17 protein-coding genes are annotated in these 15,934 nt (G+C 59.9%); 7 read left to right on the forward strand and 10 right to left on the reverse strand.

All coding sequences use genetic code 11. The features are described 5' to 3' along the window. Positions 1-237 precede the first annotated feature (237 nt). Positions 238-609 carry a hypothetical protein gene (locus tag GU927_RS13760; protein WP_161763019.1) on the reverse strand — a complete coding sequence of 124 codons (372 nt, stop codon included), beginning with the start codon at positions 607-609 and terminating at the stop codon, positions 238-240. A gap of 140 nt (positions 610-749) precedes the next feature. Next, on the reverse strand, positions 750-1,154 hold the full coding sequence (locus tag GU927_RS13765) for a single-stranded DNA-binding protein (protein ID WP_161763020.1): 405 nt from the start codon (positions 1,152-1,154) through the stop codon (positions 750-752). Between the two features lie 424 nt (positions 1,155-1,578). On the opposite strand from GU927_RS13765, the gene GU927_RS13770 reads away from it, so the two are divergent. Together GU927_RS13770 and GU927_RS13775 are read left to right on the forward strand one after the other, a co-directional pair. Further along, entirely contained in the window at positions 1,579-1,896 is a 318-nt protein-coding gene (locus GU927_RS13770; protein WP_161763021.1) for an H-NS histone family protein, read from the forward strand. Between the two features lie 117 nt (positions 1,897-2,013). Then, positions 2,014-3,108, forward strand: a complete 1,095-nt coding sequence (locus tag GU927_RS13775; protein ID WP_161763022.1) for a Fic family protein — start codon at positions 2,014-2,016, stop codon at positions 3,106-3,108. Positions 3,109-3,255: 147 nt separating this feature from the next. Here GU927_RS13775 and GU927_RS13780 read toward each other — a convergent pair whose 3' ends face one another. The 7 genes from GU927_RS13780 to GU927_RS13810 all read right to left on the reverse strand — a co-directional run bounded on the left by GU927_RS13780 (position 3,256) and on the right by GU927_RS13810 (position 11,616). Further along, on the reverse strand, positions 3,256-3,420 hold the full coding sequence (locus GU927_RS13780) for a hypothetical protein (protein ID WP_018001789.1): 165 nt from the start codon (positions 3,418-3,420) through the stop codon (positions 3,256-3,258). A 391-nt stretch (positions 3,421-3,811) separates the two neighbouring features. After that, entirely contained in the window at positions 3,812-4,282 is a 471-nt protein-coding gene (locus GU927_RS13785; protein WP_161763023.1) for a hypothetical protein, read from the reverse strand. A gap of 99 nt (positions 4,283-4,381) precedes the next feature. Beyond that, complete coding sequence (locus GU927_RS13790; protein ID WP_161763024.1) at positions 4,382-6,574, reverse strand: ParB/RepB/Spo0J family partition protein; 2,193 nt, start codon at positions 6,572-6,574, stop codon at positions 4,382-4,384. Between the two features lie 150 nt (positions 6,575-6,724). Continuing rightward, entirely contained in the window at positions 6,725-7,903 is a 1,179-nt protein-coding gene (locus GU927_RS13795; protein WP_232489218.1) for a helix-turn-helix domain-containing protein, read from the reverse strand. Positions 7,904-8,133: 230 nt separating this feature from the next. Further along, on the reverse strand, positions 8,134-9,090 hold the full coding sequence (repB, locus tag GU927_RS13800; protein WP_161763025.1) for a plasmid partitioning protein RepB: 957 nt from the start codon (positions 9,088-9,090) through the stop codon (positions 8,134-8,136). Beyond that, on the reverse strand, positions 9,080-10,288 hold the full coding sequence (gene repA / locus GU927_RS13805; RefSeq protein ID WP_127045243.1) for a plasmid partitioning protein RepA: 1,209 nt from the start codon (positions 10,286-10,288) through the stop codon (positions 9,080-9,082). Before repA ends, repB begins: the two co-directional genes overlap by 11 nt. A gap of 443 nt (positions 10,289-10,731) precedes the next feature. Beyond that, positions 10,732-11,616, reverse strand: a complete 885-nt coding sequence (locus GU927_RS13810) for a recombinase family protein (RefSeq protein ID WP_161763026.1) — start codon at positions 11,614-11,616, stop codon at positions 10,732-10,734. A gap of 184 nt (positions 11,617-11,800) precedes the next feature. On the opposite strand from GU927_RS13810, the gene GU927_RS13815 reads away from it, so the two are divergent. Together GU927_RS13815 and GU927_RS13820 are read left to right on the forward strand one after the other, a co-directional pair. Next, positions 11,801-12,043: a type II toxin-antitoxin system Phd/YefM family antitoxin gene (locus GU927_RS13815; RefSeq protein WP_161763027.1), complete on the forward strand. Its 243-nt coding sequence runs from the start codon at positions 11,801-11,803 to the stop codon at positions 12,041-12,043. Further along, on the forward strand, positions 12,043-12,444 hold the full coding sequence (locus tag GU927_RS13820; RefSeq protein WP_161763028.1) for a type II toxin-antitoxin system VapC family toxin: 402 nt from the start codon (positions 12,043-12,045) through the stop codon (positions 12,442-12,444). The genes GU927_RS13815 and GU927_RS13820 overlap by 1 nt, the downstream gene beginning before the upstream one ends. 30 nt (positions 12,445-12,474) lie before the next feature. Here GU927_RS13820 and GU927_RS13825 read toward each other — a convergent pair whose 3' ends face one another. After that, positions 12,475-13,602, reverse strand: coding sequence for a tyrosine-type recombinase/integrase (locus GU927_RS13825; protein ID WP_161763029.1), 1,128 nt, complete (start codon positions 13,600-13,602; stop codon positions 12,475-12,477). 114 nt (positions 13,603-13,716) lie between these two features. Here GU927_RS13825 and GU927_RS13830 point away from each other — a divergent pair, with 114 nt between their 5' ends. From GU927_RS13830 to GU927_RS13840, 3 genes are read left to right on the forward strand one after another with little or no spacing between them, the layout of a single operon-like run. Further along, on the forward strand, positions 13,717-14,604 hold the full coding sequence (locus GU927_RS13830) for a DUF1403 family protein (protein WP_161763030.1): 888 nt from the start codon (positions 13,717-13,719) through the stop codon (positions 14,602-14,604). Between the two features lie 2 nt (positions 14,605-14,606). Next, positions 14,607-15,197, forward strand: a complete 591-nt coding sequence (gene scpB / locus GU927_RS13835; RefSeq protein WP_161763031.1) for an SMC-Scp complex subunit ScpB — start codon at positions 14,607-14,609, stop codon at positions 15,195-15,197. A 29-nt stretch (positions 15,198-15,226) separates the two neighbouring features. Next, positions 15,227-15,916 (forward strand): phage minor head protein, encoded by a 690-nt coding sequence (locus GU927_RS13840; RefSeq protein ID WP_217765652.1) that lies wholly within the window; start codon positions 15,227-15,229, stop codon positions 15,914-15,916. Positions 15,917-15,934 lie beyond the last annotated feature (18 nt).

Genomic DNA, 15,934 nt, shown 5'->3' on the forward strand with positions numbered 1-15,934 from the left:
CTGAAGGCTGACATTGACGCTTTTGCGCTATTGCCAGCCAACCATGGACAGCGCACCAACGGCGTCGATGGAATCTCGCTGCGTTGCTTTCGAATGGCTGCCTTCAGGCATGCCGTTTAGCAGCTAACCCTGTGCCAAACCGGCGGCAAAGGTCCAGTTAAGATCAGAGAAAGTACGAAGGCCACAGGATCGAGGGCTAACGGTGAGCCTGTCCGCACCAACATACTGCTGTGTCAGTCAGGGGTCGTATTTGATCGCCGCTAGAAAGTTGCGATCAAGTTCCGGCTCATCCCACTTCCCTACAACGGCCATCCATTTCTCCGTCTGTGCAAGAAAATCCGGATCATCGCAGCTGACGTGAAACGTGTAGAGCCGATTGACGATTTCGCGCATGAGCGCGCGCATCTGATCATCGTCGAAGCGTGATACCTCAGCCCAAGGGAACTTCCGGCCATCAGCATCAAGGACAAAGACATCAGAATAATCGCCCGTCCGAGTGACCGGAACCAGACCTGCATGCAGCGATTCCAACCCTGTATTGCGCACGCACATCATGGCCATAAGCTTGGCCAGACTGGCAGCAATGCGCTCTTTGTCCTCTTGCTTCATATGCGAAGGCTATCGCGCTGCCATGGTCAGGGCCAGAAAATTCAAAAAGGCCGTTTGGCGATTGGATCGGCGGCCGTTTTCCGTCCGAAGCTTTAGCCCGGCGGGTTTCCCCGCCGGGCCCTGGGGAGACCCCGTTCTTTTCAGAACGGGATCTCATCGTCGCGGTCGACAAACTCGGGGTTTTCATTCTCGGTCGCCTTCGGGCGGCTGAGGAAGTCGACCTTCTCAGCGATAATCTCGCAGCCGTAGCGGTCGGTGCCGGTTGCGTCGGTCCACTTGGTGTAGTGGATACGGCCGTGGACGAGGACCTTCATGCCTTTTTCGCAGTGCTCGGCGACCGTCTTGCCGAGACCGTTGAAGCAGGTGATGCGGTGCCATTCGGTGTCCATGACCCGGTAGCCGTTCTCGTTGCGCATCACGCGACCTTCCGAGAGGCGCGGCCGCGAGGTGGCGAGCGTGAAGTTGGTGATCTTGGTGCCGCTTTGGGTCGAGCGCACTTCGGGGTTCTGACCGATATTGCCGGCGAGGATGACGATGTTCTGCATGGTAAGCTCCTGTGTTTCCTGTCCCTGGGACCGTCCCTTCGACAAGACCCGAAAGAAGCCTGTCGGGAGAGGCGTGCACGGCTGGGCCATCAGACCAGACGGAAACCTCCAGAGGGCCGGGGTGGAGCGGGTAGCCCTGAAAGGGCAACACGGCCCGGACTGACGCGGGGTTGCGCGCCGGAGGCCGAACAGGCTTAGGGGATTGTCAGTCGAAGGGATGGCGCCTGGGATAGGAGCGACGTGGGGCTCTTGCAGAACTCGGCCTTCCTGGCCAAGGCAACGGGGTTGAAGCTCTTGCGAAAGAATTGACCATGCGGCTCAAGCTAACCTCATCCCCCTGCCCTATCGCGGTGACCTCCGTGTGAGTTGCGATGTTGCGATCTGACGGCTATCCCGTATGCATCATTCAGGACACGAGGGCCCAATGGCTGATTTCAATCTCGAGGCGATGTCGCTCAAGGAACTGCGGCAAATGCAGAAGGACCTCGCCAAGGCGATTTCCACTTACGAGGACCGGCACAAGGCAGATGCCCGTGCCAAGTTGGAGGTCATCGCCAAAGAGATGGGCTACTCCCTTGCCGACCTGATCGGAGTCGAAGTGAAAACCACCCGTGCGCCAGCCGTGGCGAAATACCGACACCCGGAGAACGCCGCTCTCACCTGGTCGGGCCGTGGCCGGAAACCGCAGTGGTTCGTGGAAGCGCTGGCCGCTGGCAAGTCCGCCGACGATCTGGCGGTCTGACGGACTTGGGTGAACCGCCCGGGCGAAGCATCGTCAAGTTAAGGAAACCGGTTTCTGCTGACATGACTGCCTGATCATGTTAGAAGAACGTGTTTTTCTTAACACGACGCAGGGAACATGTTAAAGCCGACCTATGCCATTCCCGCCCTGCCTCCAGAGGCCGAGATCGAAACCGTTCCGGTACTGAAGGCGCTCGCTCGAGCCAGCCGCGCGCTTGCAGACCTGAAGGGTCAGGCCAAGACCATTCCGAACCAAGGGATCCTGATCGACACGCTGGCTCTTCAGGAAGCCAAGGCTTCTTCGGAAGTCGAAAACATCGTCACGACCCAGGACGAACTGTTTCAGGCGGACGTTTTTCCTGACGATCCGCAGTCCCCTGCGGCAAAAGAAGTGGCTCTTTATCGCGACGCCTTGCGTCTTGGATACGCACGCTTGGGCGAAACCGGCGGCCTCATCCCAAATTCGGCCCTGATCGACATGTTCCGCTTGCTGAAGGGCCGTAGCGACGGGTTTCGTGCGACCCCGGGAACGGCCCTGAAGAACGAGCAAACAGGGGAGATCGTCTTCGTTCCCCCCCAGGATATGCACGAAATTGTCCGCCACATGACGGCGCTCGAACGGTTCATCAACGACGATGAACTCAGCGATCTCGATCCGCTCATCAAGATGGCTTTGATCCATCATCAGTTCGAAAGCATCCACCCGTTTCCGGATGGGAACGGACGGATCGGGCGCATCCTGAACGTACTTTATCTGACCAGAACGGGGTTGCTCGACATCCCAGTACTCTACCTGTCACGGTTTATCACCCGTAACAAAGCGGACTACTACAGGCACCTTCAGGCGGTGCGCGACACGGGCGATTGGGAATCCTGGGTCATCTACATGCTGGAGGCCGTTGCAGAGACTTCTGCCACAACCGTCGAGATCGTCACCGGCATCCGACAGCAAATGGCGGACGTTAAGCATCGGCTACGGGATGACTTGCCGAAGATGTATAGCCAGGAACTTCTGAACAACCTGTTTCGCCATCCCTACACCCGGATTGAATATCTGCAGAACGATCTGGATGTCAGTCGCCAAACGGCCGCGAAGTATCTCGACACGTTGGCCGAGCACGGCTTTGTCGAAAAGCACCGCTCTGGAAAGCACAACTACTTCATCAACGTCGCCCTGGTGAAACTCTTCCTCGACGTGTCGGGCGGACCGTAAGCTCGACACCGGGCGTTCGGCTCCTTAGGCGGACGTGCCGACCTCCGTGTCGGCTCAGATTTCCGGGCCACCGAGACGTCCGAAAGCCGAACGGCCCAGATCGGGGCTCCTGCCCCGATACCGAGCCCTCGGCAAAGACCGTGGGCATTATGCCCACGGGTCGACCTCAGCGACCACCTGAACCTCGTCACCGTCGATTTCATCGGCGGGGACGGCACCAAAGGTTCCATCCCCTGCCTGAAAGACGACGATCGAAACCATGAGCGTGGCGGCAAGGCTGGCGGCGAAGGCGTGTGCATCTTTGCGGGACATTTGTTTTGGCTCCTGCTGGGAGGCGAGGGACCATCCCCCGCGCTGACAGGAACCCGCAGGCCCAAAGACGGTCTGACATCACCGGGTGCGTTCGGGCTTGCCCCGAATCCGGCCGGCGGCACGGGCTCGCCCCGTAGTCCGACCCCTTGCGGGTTGATCTCGAAGACCGGCTTTGGGCCAAGGAAGGGACTGGCAAGCGGGGGATAGTGCTCTGACGACAGGTGCCGAATTGTCCCGCTGATGCTCACCCTGCCAGCCTTGCAGACATGCTCTTAGTTGACCGAGGCCTTATTGGGGATGGAGCTTTTGGTGCCCCGCGCCGATGCGCGGGACAGGGTGGTGCTGGATGAGAGGCCCGCGTGCGGCGGGCCCCCTTGGTCACTGAGAAGGCTCAGGCGGCAATACCCGCCTCCCCTGCCCTATCGCCTTCGGCGCCGACGACCTGCAGCCGTGCGTTGCGATAGCCCTCCTTGGCAATCCAAAGCTCTGCCGCTGTGGCGGACGCCGCCAGATGCAAAAGCTCGGTGCTGCCCCCGAAATCCAGAAGCACGCGGATCTGCCCCACCTTGGGCTCCTCGACCACCTCAAAGCTGAGCCGGCTGTCGGCCGAATGGCTGCGCATGATGGTGACGAGGATCACCCCGTCCGAGGAGAAGTTCCCCTCATGCAGCGTGAAGGACGCCGGAGCCGTCCAGGTTGGATAAGGCCGCGGCGGTTCCTTCTTCACCAGACGGCCAACACCGTTGGACCTTTCCCAGGCCGCCAACTTTTTGGTGAAGCGCGCGGGCGGTTTGGGACTGCCATCAGTGTAGCGAATGAGCGCGCCCAAGGGCGCTGTGTCGATTATGGTGTTTGCGGACATGATTCCTCATCCTGAATGCGAGCATTCGCAATCATCATATTGATATTGTTGTATTTTGCTGTGATTAAGGGCGGGTTTCCCCGCCCTCGGGGGCTCAGATCACTCCGCAGCCATCATTGCTGTGCTTTCCACGGGCAAATCGGCCATCAGGAACGCGGGCAAGTCGGTTTCCTCGACGATGCCAGCTGCGCCCAAGACTTCTTCGCTCAAAGCCCCCTGCCCTTCTGCAGCGGCATCGCCGTCCAGAGCGGCAAGATCACTGCGCCGCAAAACCTCCGGCAACCAACCGCTGCCCTTGAGCAAGCGCTCGGCTTCCGTCGCCATCTCACCCTTCTTCAGATGATCGAGCAGCTGGGCGGTGCCTTCTCCCTTCGCCTCACGCACGGCTTCAAGGATACGCGCCTTGGGCACCCGGTTCAGGAAGTTGTCCGCAGTCGGCTCCCAACCAGCAGCGACCATGTCGAGATCGACGGCTTCAGCCACGATCTCGGACTGCGCCATACGGCGGGTCAGCCCGCTTGCCGAGATGCCCGCGCCATAAGGGTTCACCTTCTCATGGAGCGCGTTGATCCCGAAGCTAATGCAGTGCGCGAGCAGAGCCAATCGGCTGGCCTGATCGAGGGCCGAGAGATAGTCCCAAAGCACGGCATCGTCGCCAAGCGGCAGATCGGCCTCCCAGGCAGCATGACGATCGTCCACGGCCTTGGCCACCGGACTGTCCTTAAGATCGGGGGCCTGAGCCGACATGTAGACGGGGCGCACGGAGGCTTCCAAGCAACTGCCCGAAGCGCCGGAACTGCGGAAGGTGTCATTGACCAGCTTCATCAGCAAAAGCGTCAGGGCGACGTCGGGCGAACGCCCAATCGCCTCGCGCAACGCAAGGGTGCGATGCGCGGTCAACTCCATGACCAGACGCTCCGGCAAAGGCTTCAATGCGCCATCATCTTCGTCGTCTGGAAGACCGGCACTGAACGGCTGGCCCCCGGAAGTGATGACGGTGGCCGCAGACGGACCAGCGGACAGCTGATGGGCCGAGACGTCAGCATCAGCCCCCTGCCCTTCCGCACCCAGCTCGTCGCCGAAGTTGGCCACGGTCTCTTCCCGAGGCTCATCTTCCGGCCGCACATAGCCGCGATAAACAGCGAGCCCGCCGTCCCGGTCCAACGTCACGAACACGCCGGCGCGACCAATCTCGGCTGCATCAAAGATCAGCGGACGCTGCTCAAAGGCTTCCATCGCAGTTTCCAGCTCGCCGAGCCGAGTGTCGATCTCTTCGGTGTATTCGTCCTGACCAGAATATTCCTCTTCCAGTGCGCGATACTCCGTGAGCAGCTTGGCGTGCTCCGCGATTTCATCAGCACTCAGCGGTGAGGGATCGCCAATCAGACGCCGCAGACCGTGGCTGTAGCCATAGGGCAGGTCGGTTGAAACCTCGATCCACTTCCAACCCTCATTGGCGATTGCCTGCGCCTCGGCTTGCAGCTTGTCCGCGACCAAACGGTCAAGCAGGGCAGGGTCCTCCAACCAACCGCCTTCATCGCCCTGGAAGAGATCGCGCAGGATAACGCCGCCTGCCGCCTCATATACATCAACACCAACGAACACCGCGCGCCGATCCGAGGCCCGCACAGAGGTCTCAGTCAACATGCGCCGGATCGAGTAGGGCTCCTTGTTCCAAGAATTCTTCACCGCTTCCCAAACCTGCACCTGACGCACGTGATCGGGGTTCACCGTGAAGGCCATGAGCTGTTCCAGCGTCATGCCATCCTCGGCATAGACGTCCAGAAGGGCAGGGGCAACGGACGCAAGTTTCAACCGCTGCTTCACGATCTGCGGTGTGACAAAGAAGGCCGCCGCAATGGCTTCCTCACCCTGGCCCTTCTCCCGCAAGGCAACGAAGGCGCGGAACTGATCGAGTGGGTGAAGGGCGACGCGCTGCATGTTCTCAGCCAAGGAGTCGTCCTCGGCCAGAATATCTGATGTCACATCACGCAACACACAAGGCACAGGCGCTGTCTTTGCCAATCGCCTCTGCTTTACCAGCAACGACAGCGCCTGAAAGCGGCGTCCACCGGCCGGGATCTCGAACTTGCCGGTCTCGACGCCATCTGCGCTCAACAAAGGCCGCACGCTAAGGCCTTGCAACAACCCACGGCGGGCGATGTCCTCGGCCAACTCTTCAACCGACACACCGGCCTTGATGCGCCGGACATTGGACTGGCTTAGCACCAGCTTATCAAAGGGGATGTCCCGCGAGGACGACAGGGTGATCTTCTGGGCAGCTTGGGCCATCAGGTCTTCTCCACGACGGGCGCCGGGAGCCACTCTCCCGATCTCACTTCCCGTCACCCTCAAACCAACCATTCTCTCACTTTCCTACTGGACATAGGTGGCAATGACAGCGCGCCAGACCGGCAGAGCGGCGCGTTTTAGGTTGGCAATCTATGTACCAACGCGAAGTTGGCCATGGCCAACTCTTGTCTTGGTGCAACCGGCTAGGATCCTCGAAAGGTAGCTATCAGGGTTTTTGACTTGGCCGATCTTGCAGGCCATTTGATCTGCCACCTGAATCGCCTCTGCCAGGCCAAGCAAAGACACCGCCCTACCCAGCAGAGCGCTGTCTATTCTCAGCATCTTACCAAATTCAAATAGCAGCTGTAGGAGGCCGTGTTCTGTGGTGGGGTGGTCTGGATAAAAGGCCGGGATTTCGGTCAAGCAAGCCCACAGCTCTGTCATCGAGCGCGGTAAGGCTTTTTTTGTATATGATTTTTGAGTCTCTTTGTGCCGGACATTTTGTCCGTCTGAGGCGGTCGTTTTGTTCGAGTTAGAAGACGGTGCTTGTTCTTGGCGTTGTTCGTGTTCCGGATCGTTGGCCGTGGCCAACTCTTCAAAATGCGGTACGCTTGGAGCGACTACCTTACTCTGCAGGATGCATTTAAGTCTGCTGATGACGCTGCTTGCTTGAAGTACAGTTACTCCGGTTCGACGCATAAAGTTGCGGGCAGCTTCGACGAACTCTAAGGCCTCGCCTTGCAGGCAAAGGGAGAGGCATTCACCGCGCAGTTTTTGGATGTAGGCTTTCATGCCTCGAAGTTCGTCGGCTTCCTGACGATGTTTCTGAGACAGTGCAAGGATTTCGCCAGACCGTACGAGCAGGGGCGACAGGTCGATGCCAAACGCGCCGATGACTTTACCGTTGCGCATAATTGGGAATCGTTTGCCGTTGGAGCTGTCACGCCGTTGGATCAGATTTGCAGTTTCAAGTTTCTCAAGGTGCCGCCGAAGTTGTCTGTCCGTTATGCCTTTCGCGCGAAAACATAAAGTGTCGTTGCAAGCGAACACGGTCAGCAGGGTGAGTGGCGTGATTGGGCTGTCATTCCCGGTTTTCGGGTCGTTGCAGGGAAGGCAGCTCAAGAGTGCGTCAAGCACAACGACTGAAGACGGTCGCAAGCCGAGTGCGCGACTTGTGGTGTTGACGGCCGCCATGAGCGCGCGCCGCGTTACAGGTGCGAAGTTTGGCTGCTGTTCGATCGTGCCAATACCGGCGAAAGAATCGAAGATTGAAGGCGCACAACTCAGCTGTGCCTCGACCTCGATGGTCGTGACTGCTTCTTGTTCCATCTGTTTTCAGACAGCAAAAGGATACCGGTCACCGAAATCGGTGTTGCAGTGATTCGATTTTTTGGGTACCAATAGATTGCGAGTAAATCGGGACCCTCTGGAGTGCTTCACCGCCTTCGGGGGGTTTCTTTTTGCGCTACGTCTGCCTCCTTTTTGATTGTTTCTTGTCTGTTTGATCAGGGTTGACCATGGCCAACCCTATAAAGATCAATCACTTAACCGTTTCGGCTTCATGATTTTTCTTTCCACTCCTTGTAGAGGCGCTCAAGCTGTGCCTCCACGAAGTTGATGAACCCGCGCTCCTTTTTGTCGGAAACCTCGATCAAAAGACGCTGGCCTTTGGACCTGAAAGCCACCGAAGTTGCGGGCATCTTGTTGAGCGGGGCAGGAGAGGGGCCCTTAGCGGCAGACTCCGCTGCGTTCTGCTCTGCATCCGCGACCTTCTGCAGCGCATCGATGACAGCGCTGAGCTTCTCGGCCGCAGTGCCTTCTTCAGGAACAAGCAAGAGGACAGAACTGTCGGAAGGTGCGTGTTCCGTTTTGACCAGACGACGCAGTTCCAGCCATGGGCGACGGCCTGCTTCATGCGCGGCGCCAATTTTGTAGATCACTGCGTCGGGCACGTCTCGGGCAACGCCAATCAGCTTGCTTAGCGTTCCCTTGTCGACAGCTAGCACATCGCCGATCTCGGCCCGGGTGAAGCCCTGGTCCTCCAGCTTGGTGGCAAAAATGGCTTGTTCGATGAAGCTGCGCTCTAGGCGCGCAGAGTTTTCCAGGGCCTGCGAGACAAGAGCCTCGCGGTGGTCCATTTCCTTGACATAAGCCTTGACCTTGATCCCAAGCACTCGGCACGCGGCAATTCTGCGGCGTCCGTAAACCACCTCATAGCGAGGGCCAGGGCCGCGGCGATAGCGGAGCAGAGCAGGGAGCTGTTGTCCTGATGTCCTGATGGACTCGATCAGATCATCGAGCCCTTCTGATACGTCAAAACGATCCGCGATTTCAGAATCGCCGATCTCATTGACATCCACGTCCTGGGCCGCCTGTGCCGAGACCTGAGAAAGGACGTCTGACATGCTCTTCAGGGAACGAGGCGAGCTTTCGTCCACCTTCGACCCGGCCTCGGCAGCAATCAAAGGCTTTGAGCCCATTTGTGCTAGGCTCTTGGCAAGAAGATCACGCTTCATTTGTGCCCCCTCGACCCCATGCTGACTGGATCATCTTCTCAATGTCATTTGAAAAGCTCATCACCGACTCTAGGGCTCGCTCATAAGTCTTTCGGTTCTTGGTCGTAGCGAGGTCCACTTCGAAGATTGTCTTCTGCGAAAGGCCGGCCTCGCTAACCGCCGAAGACTTCACGAAGGGCGTCTTGATCACACTCTCGCCTAGCAATTGCCTGAGCCATTCAGACAAGTCCTGCTGCGTGCTGATAGCGGTGTCGAAGCGCGTCAGGAGGTAGGCGAAATTGTCATACGCGCCGATGCCACCGTTCGAGTACAGGACTTCCAACACGCCCGACGCCATCGTCAGGAACTGGCTGGCCGAGGCCAGGTCGACACGCTCAGGGATGATGGTCATGAGAAGCGACGTCGATGCACAGACCGCTGCCATCGTCAGATAGCCAAGCTGAGGCGGGCAGTCGATTAAAACGATGTCATAATCGTCTTCAACCTGTCGTAGCGAGTCGCGGATCCGATTGAAGAAGACGGGTTGTTCGCCACGGCTCAGCGCGGTTGGAGTTTCGGTTTCGAATTCCGAGAGCATGATCCCACCGGGCACTAGATCCAGGTTCGGGAAGTAGGTCTTGCGCAAAACGTCCACGATTGGCACCCGGGACGTTTCGCCATCGTTGTAGCGAATTGCATCATACAGCGTGCCGCCGTGGCGGAAGTCGATCTCTGGCTGGTATCCAAAGAAGGTCGTCAGTGAGGCCTGAGGGTCTGCATCCACCAAACACACACGGTATCCACGCAGGGCGAGCCGCATCCCGAGAGTCACGGTGGTCGTAGTTTTGCTGGATCCGCCCTTGAAGTTGACGGTTGACCAGATTTGAAGCTTGTCACCTTGTCGCCGACCGGGAAGGAACTGAAACGGATCCTTTGCATTCTGAGCCAGAATGTTGCGGATCTGGAGGATGTTCTCGGCGGAATAAAGGCGCTTGTTACCCGGTCCCTGTTCGACTTCTGGAATTCTGCCGTCGAAATGCGCCTTGCGCAGATAGCCGTCGCTCACCCGCAACAACTCTCCGACCTCTGCGCTTGTGAAGGCGCGGAGTGTCTTTTCTTCCTTCGGTGCCAGAAAAAGCTTCGACATATGTTCAAGGGCTTCAGAAAGCCGCTCTGCGTCTGCCTTAAGCTTGTCATGCAACACTTGGTGCATCATCATTCGCCTGTCTCGAGACATCTCTTAAGCGTTACCCGTGATCTACAGTCGATCGGTGCCAGCAGGAACGCAGTGGACGTCGTTTTCTTAGTTTTCGCGTTACAGATATGACGCCCGTCGGGAAGAAACTCAAGGCAAATCTTGCGCAGCTATCTTGTGCTTTCTGCCGACCATGGCACCATATGATGCGAAAAGGCTAAAGTAACCTGTTAAAGGTTGAGTGTAGGATATTGTAAAGATTACAGAAAATGTTGCGAGACTTATCCACAGGACCCGACGCCCTTGAACCCACGCGTGATGCTTGGAAAATCTCTGACCAGGCTCAGTAACGCTGTAGCAGACCTGACCACGGCAATCGTGTTCGCGTGAGCATCGCAAACGATTCTTCGTCTGAGCCCGTCGGTAGAATGCCTTTTGGCCTCATGGGCACCGAAAAGCGTTACCTACTACAACAGTCCCAACTTCTTCGCCCGCTCCAAGATCATCTTGACCGATGACGGCTCCCACTTGCTGCGGCCCCTAGGTGTCCGTTCGCGCATGGTCTCTAGCCGGTCGCAGATGCCTTGAAGAGTCATCTTGGGATCTGCGCCTTTGATGCCCGCGACGATGGCGGGCAGGCGGTCATCCTTGTCGGATGCGGTGGCGCGGGAAAGGATGGTGTCCGGCAGAAGGCCTTCGCGGACGAAGGTTTTGGTAGCACGGATCAGGCGGGGCAGGGACCAAGGCTGCGCCTCGCTTGGCAGACCTGAATTGACGATGCGCAGCACGTCTTCCCAAGGCAGGCCCGGTCTCAGACGGCGGACCTCGGGCACCCATTGGTCGGCATTGGCGTTCAGTTTCTGGAAATGGCTTTCCACTCGCGCGGCCCTTGCCTTGCGGATTGCCACGGGATCGCCCGCCTTTAGCCCCGGATTGCCACCAATCCGCCCTTCTGCCTTTGCAGATCGCAGCCCGGCCTTGGTGCGCTCGCGTATCAAGGCCCGTTCAAACTCCGCGGCTGCGCCCAGAACCTGCAGGGTAAACTTGCCCTGCGGCGACGCAGTGTCGATCGGATCTTGCAGCGACCGGAAATGGGCACCTTTCGCCTCCAGCCGCTCGATGATTTCCAAGAGGTGAGAAAGTGAACGGGCAAGGCGGTCGATCCGAACCACGACGAGCGTATCGCCGATGCGCAGCTGATCCAGCACGCGCGCCAGAACTGGCCGCGTGCGACTGCCGCCAGATGCTTGTTCCTCCACGATTTCCACGCAGCCTGCGGAGCGCAGCTCCTGAACTTGGGGCAGGGCGGTTTGATCTTCGGTGGAAATACGCGCGTATCCGATGAGTGGCACGGGGCAGGGGGTCTTTTTGCAATTACGGATGTCAGGAGTAAACGACCGATTGGCGAAGACAGTGGCTGCGGATGAGTTTTCTCATCCGAACTTAACCATCTGAATCTTGCGACATAGGTGCGCCTTGACATGTTCAACCCAAGGCGCCATTTATCTAGCCAGATAGCTAGCTAGGTGATATGCCATGTGGACTGTTCAGGATGCAAAAAACAAGTTTAGCGCAGTCGTCGACGCGGCGTTGGCGGGAACGCCGCAAGCGGTCACGCGACGTGGCAAGCCTGCAGTGGTCATCCTGTCTGCGGATGAGTATCGCAGGCTGGTTGAAGGTGCCGTAAGGGCGCGAGAGAGCTTTGCAGAGCATCTGATGTCCTTTCCCGGCGGGGACGTCCCGCGCGCCACGGCCGTCCCGCGTGACGTAAGCTTCTGATGTACATTCTCGACACCAACGTCATCTCAGCCGTGCGTCGTCCAGACCGCGCGCCCCAAGTGGCAGCCTGGCTACGTGGCAAGGCTGAACAGGACCTTTTCTTGAGTGTCATCACCTTGGGCGAAGTCGAGCGCGGCATTCGGCAGCAGGAGATACGAGACCCCGCGTTTGCAAACGACCTTCGCAACTGGCTTGATAGGACCGTCTTATTGTTTTCGGACCGTCTTCTCGCTTTTGAGGCCGAGGATGCGCGCATCTGGGGGCGGCTGTCGGCCGAGATCGGCCATGACGGCGCTGATCTGATGATCGCGGCATCAGCGCTACGCCATGGCGCTGTCGTCGTGACCGGGAACGTCAGTGACTTCGCACCGACCGGGGCTGCGATCGAGAACCCGTTCTAGACGTCCTACAGATTTGGATAGGGCAGGGGGCTACAGCCCTGCCGCCTTGGTCAGGTTCACCCGGAACCTGTCCCGGCGACGCTGATAGCGCCGCGTCATCTCGGCTGAGGCGTGGCCAAGCTGCTTCTGAACATAGCGCTCATCGACCTCGGCGCTGCTGGCAAGGCCTGCGCGCAAGGAATGGCCGGAGAAGAGGGCCAGCCGCTCTGCCTTTGACAGCTCGGGGCGCAGACCGGCGTCTTCGACGGTCTGCTTGATCAGTCGGGCGACGTGTTTGTCGGAGAGCCGCGCTCCGGTGGCCTTCAACCCGTTGCGACTGACCGCCACGAAGATCGGGCCGAAATCGATGCGGGCATAGTGCAGCCACTGGGTCAGGGCATGGACCGGACAGGTCTGATCGGATGAGCCACGGGCGATCTCCACCTCCCGCCACCCGGTCTTGCCGCGAAGAGTGAGAAGGGCGCCGTCGTCCAGGATCTCGGCCCATCCGCCGCTATCGGGCGTGTCGTCTTTGCCGTGATCCAAAGACACGATCTCTGACCGGCGCAGGCCACCGGCAAAGCCGATCAGCAGCATCGCCCGATCGCGCAGGCCCCGCAGATCATGGGGCAGGGTGGCCAGCATGTCGCGCAGGTCTTCCGGCAGGATCGCCTCCTTCTGCACCGGCGGCCGCGCGTGTTTGCGGCGGATGCCGGCCAGCACAGAGGCGATGTGGCGGTCCTTGCGGTCCAGCCTGTCGCCGCGTTGCGCATAGCCCCAGGCCAGGCCGGACAGCCGCCGTTCAATTGAGGAGACCGAGAGGGGTCGGGACGCCGACTGCGACGGGGCCTTGCCGCCCGGCGCTGCCAGATCGGCGATGTAGAGCCCGATCAGCTGGGACGACGACGGGAGAGGGTGCACGCCGCGCATCCGGCACCAGCGGGCGAACTGTGCCCAATCCTTGGCGTAGGCCTTCAACGTGTTCTCTGACGCAGCTTGGCGCGCATAGTCCCGCGCTGTCTCGACCAGGCGGTCGAGCGTGCCCGAGCCGGCGACATGGGAGGGCAGGGCGATCGTGTCGCGCTCCATATCTGCGCTGTCGTCCCCTTCATGGCGATTGGGACGCTCCGGGGATTCTGAAAGCGATTTCTCGGGCGTTTCGGTCATGCCGATGAGCATATCTCCTTTACGTCCGATAATGCAATCTTATTGGACACAGTGGCGATCTGAAAGATGCGGCGCTATTTGCGCATTAGACTAGCCAAAACCGCCGCGACGGAATATCCTGCGTGCATGAGAAAACCGCAGGCAAGGCCCTTTGAACTCCTGCCGATGCTGCCCCCGCTGCCGGGTTGGATCAGCGCGGCACCTACTGAGACCCTTGAGGCCGCAGCGTTCCGGTCCGGGGCTGCACTGGCGCACCTCTCTTTGGTAACCGCCGCACCGGATATGCCATTTGCCCTTTGGCGCGACCGACTGGCGCTGGAAGCGGCCGAGGTCTGCGTGGGCCTTGCAGGGCGTCGTGAGGGGGCCGGGGCCCTGCGCGATGCCCTGCATCTGACCAAGGCTGGTGATGATCCCGGTCCGGCGGGGCGGGTCCTGCGGCAGTGGTCGCGGGCAGTGGCGCGGCCGATTTCGGTCGCGCATCTGGTCAATGCGTTGGAAGGGATAGCAGCAGAGCGGATCGCACTTTGCCTTGATGCCACCGGACCGACGCCGGTGGACCGCGCGGCGCAGGTCGTCGAGGCGGTTTTGACCGATCATCCGCAGATGGAGGTCGCCGCCCTGATCCTGGCCGATGCGGCGTTGGCAAGGTCGCTGGGGGCAACGCATGTGCTTCCACTTCTGGCGCTGACGCTCAAGCCCCGTGATCTGCGCCTGCGGGGCGATCATCTGCGGCTGGCCTGTCACCGCGCTGTGGTCTCGGCCGTCGGGCAGGCGCTGCCGCTGGCCGGCGATCTGGCCCGAGCGGCGGCCCGCCTTCGGGCAGTGGCCCCGAAGCTGCGAGCCAAGGCGGCGGGCCGGGCGGTCGATCTGTTCCTGTCGCGCGATGTACTGGCGCCAGGGGCATTGGCCTTCATGTCGGATCGGGCCGCGCGACGGCTCTGCGACCGACTGGTTGCGCTCGGCGCCGTGCGCGAACTGACTGGGCGGGACACGTTCCGCCTGTACGGGGTCTGAGCATGGGGCGGCGCGATGACACAGAACTTGACCGCGAACTGGCCGCTCTTCCCCCTGAGCTGCGCTGGCGGGAATGGATGCGCCGGATCGAGGCGGTGCTGTTTGCCAGTGCGACCCCTGTGGCGCGGGATGATCTGGCGCGGATCGTGGGGCAGGGGGCCTCGGTCGATCTGTTGATCGAGGATCTCACCGTCGATCTGGAAGGCCGACCCTATGAGGTGGCACAGGCGGGCGCGGGATGGATGCTGCGCACGAGGCCCGCCTATGCCCCGGCGATCCGGGCGGCGGCGGATGTGGGGGGGCAGGCCCTGAACCTGGCGGAGTTCGATCTGGCCGTGCTGGCGGCGATTGCGTTTCACCAGCCGATCAGCCGCGACGGGTTAAAGGACATCTTCGGGAAAGAGATCAGCCGTGACCTGATCGGCCGACTTGCCGAGCGGGACCTGATCGGCACCGGCCCTCGCGAACCCCGCCGTGGCGCGCCTTATACCTTCGTCACGACCGGAACCTTCCTTGCCGCCTTCGGGCTGGCCTCCCTGCGCGATCTGCCGGACCCCGAGCAACTGGACGATGCGGGTTTGTCCGTGCCTTGATTGTGGTCAGGCCACGTCGTCTTGCGCCGTTGTCCAGCGCACGCCGCCTTTCACCTTCTGTAACGATTTTTGGGCTTCTTGGAGCAAAAGGGGGTATCATGTGCCGGACATGCTTTGAGAGCTTCATCAGGTTTGGCGGAACGAAGACGTTCGTTCTGAACCTTGCCAGCAGCCCTGTTCTGGAACTGAAGCAGGATGGTCCTTCCCAACAGGACGTCGTCCGCCAATGGCTGGATGAAGTGTGGAGCCAGACTTTCGGAGCAACGGCGCAGGCGATCCTGAAGACCAAGCCATTCGAGTTTTCGTCGGCTGGTCTGTCCGACCTCGACATTGAATCGCTGCGTGCTGATGCGCTGTTGACGGTTCAGGCGGCCATCGAAAGCGAGGGTCTTGATATAGTCAGCGCAGACGGGGAGCAGCGGGCTCTGGCGGTACTGTCAGGATTTCTGAACCAAGCCCAGCAATTGGCAATGCAGATCGAATTCTATGTCTGGTCAACACGACAGGACAGTCGCGTTCGTGAGGGTCATGCTGAGCGGGATGACATGATCTTCCGATGGGACACACCACCCGAAGGTGGTCATCCGACGGAGGATTTCGGATGCAGGTGTTATGCTCGGGCGTTGGGCATCGAAGGCTATTGGGCGCGTGTTCAACCGTCCGTCGAAGGGTTCGTGGCAGACATTGAGGAGTGGGAAGGCAATGTCGACCATATGTAATTGGACACCCGCGGATTT

Source organism: Paragemmobacter amnigenus (assembly GCF_009908265.2).
Classification (GTDB): Bacteria; Pseudomonadota; Alphaproteobacteria; order Rhodobacterales; family Rhodobacteraceae; genus Paragemmobacter; species Paragemmobacter amnigenus.

Excerpts from the sequence above, each read along its gene's own strand:
- GU927_RS13760 (WP_161763019.1), bottom strand. The coding sequence starts at position 609 with ATGAAGCAAGAGGACAAAGAGCGCATTGCTGCCAGTCTGGCCAAGCTT.
- GU927_RS13765 (WP_161763020.1), bottom strand. The coding sequence starts at position 1,154 with ATGCAGAACATCGTCATCCTCGCCGGCAATATCGGTCAGAACCCCGAA.
- GU927_RS13770 (WP_161763021.1), top strand. The coding sequence starts at position 1,579 with ATGGCTGATTTCAATCTCGAGGCGATGTCGCTCAAGGAACTGCGGCAA.
- GU927_RS13775 (WP_161763022.1), top strand. The coding sequence starts at position 2,014 with ATGTTAAAGCCGACCTATGCCATTCCCGCCCTGCCTCCAGAGGCCGAG.
- GU927_RS13780 (WP_018001789.1), bottom strand. The coding sequence starts at position 3,420 with ATGTCCCGCAAAGATGCACACGCCTTCGCCGCCAGCCTTGCCGCCACG.
- GU927_RS13785 (WP_161763023.1), bottom strand. The coding sequence starts at position 4,282 with ATGTCCGCAAACACCATAATCGACACAGCGCCCTTGGGCGCGCTCATT.
- GU927_RS13790 (WP_161763024.1), bottom strand. The coding sequence starts at position 6,574 with ATGGCCCAAGCTGCCCAGAAGATCACCCTGTCGTCCTCGCGGGACATC.
- GU927_RS13795 (WP_232489218.1), bottom strand. The coding sequence starts at position 7,903 with ATGGAACAAGAAGCAGTCACGACCATCGAGGTCGAGGCACAGCTGAGT.
- repB (WP_161763025.1), bottom strand. The coding sequence starts at position 9,090 with ATGAAGCGTGATCTTCTTGCCAAGAGCCTAGCACAAATGGGCTCAAAG.
- repA (WP_127045243.1), bottom strand. The coding sequence starts at position 10,288 with ATGATGATGCACCAAGTGTTGCATGACAAGCTTAAGGCAGACGCAGAG.
- GU927_RS13815 (WP_161763027.1), top strand. The coding sequence starts at position 11,801 with ATGTGGACTGTTCAGGATGCAAAAAACAAGTTTAGCGCAGTCGTCGAC.
- GU927_RS13820 (WP_161763028.1), top strand. The coding sequence starts at position 12,043 with ATGTACATTCTCGACACCAACGTCATCTCAGCCGTGCGTCGTCCAGAC.
- GU927_RS13825 (WP_161763029.1), bottom strand. The coding sequence starts at position 13,602 with ATGCTCATCGGCATGACCGAAACGCCCGAGAAATCGCTTTCAGAATCC.
- GU927_RS13830 (WP_161763030.1), top strand. The coding sequence starts at position 13,717 with ATGAGAAAACCGCAGGCAAGGCCCTTTGAACTCCTGCCGATGCTGCCC.
- scpB (WP_161763031.1), top strand. The coding sequence starts at position 14,607 with ATGGGGCGGCGCGATGACACAGAACTTGACCGCGAACTGGCCGCTCTT.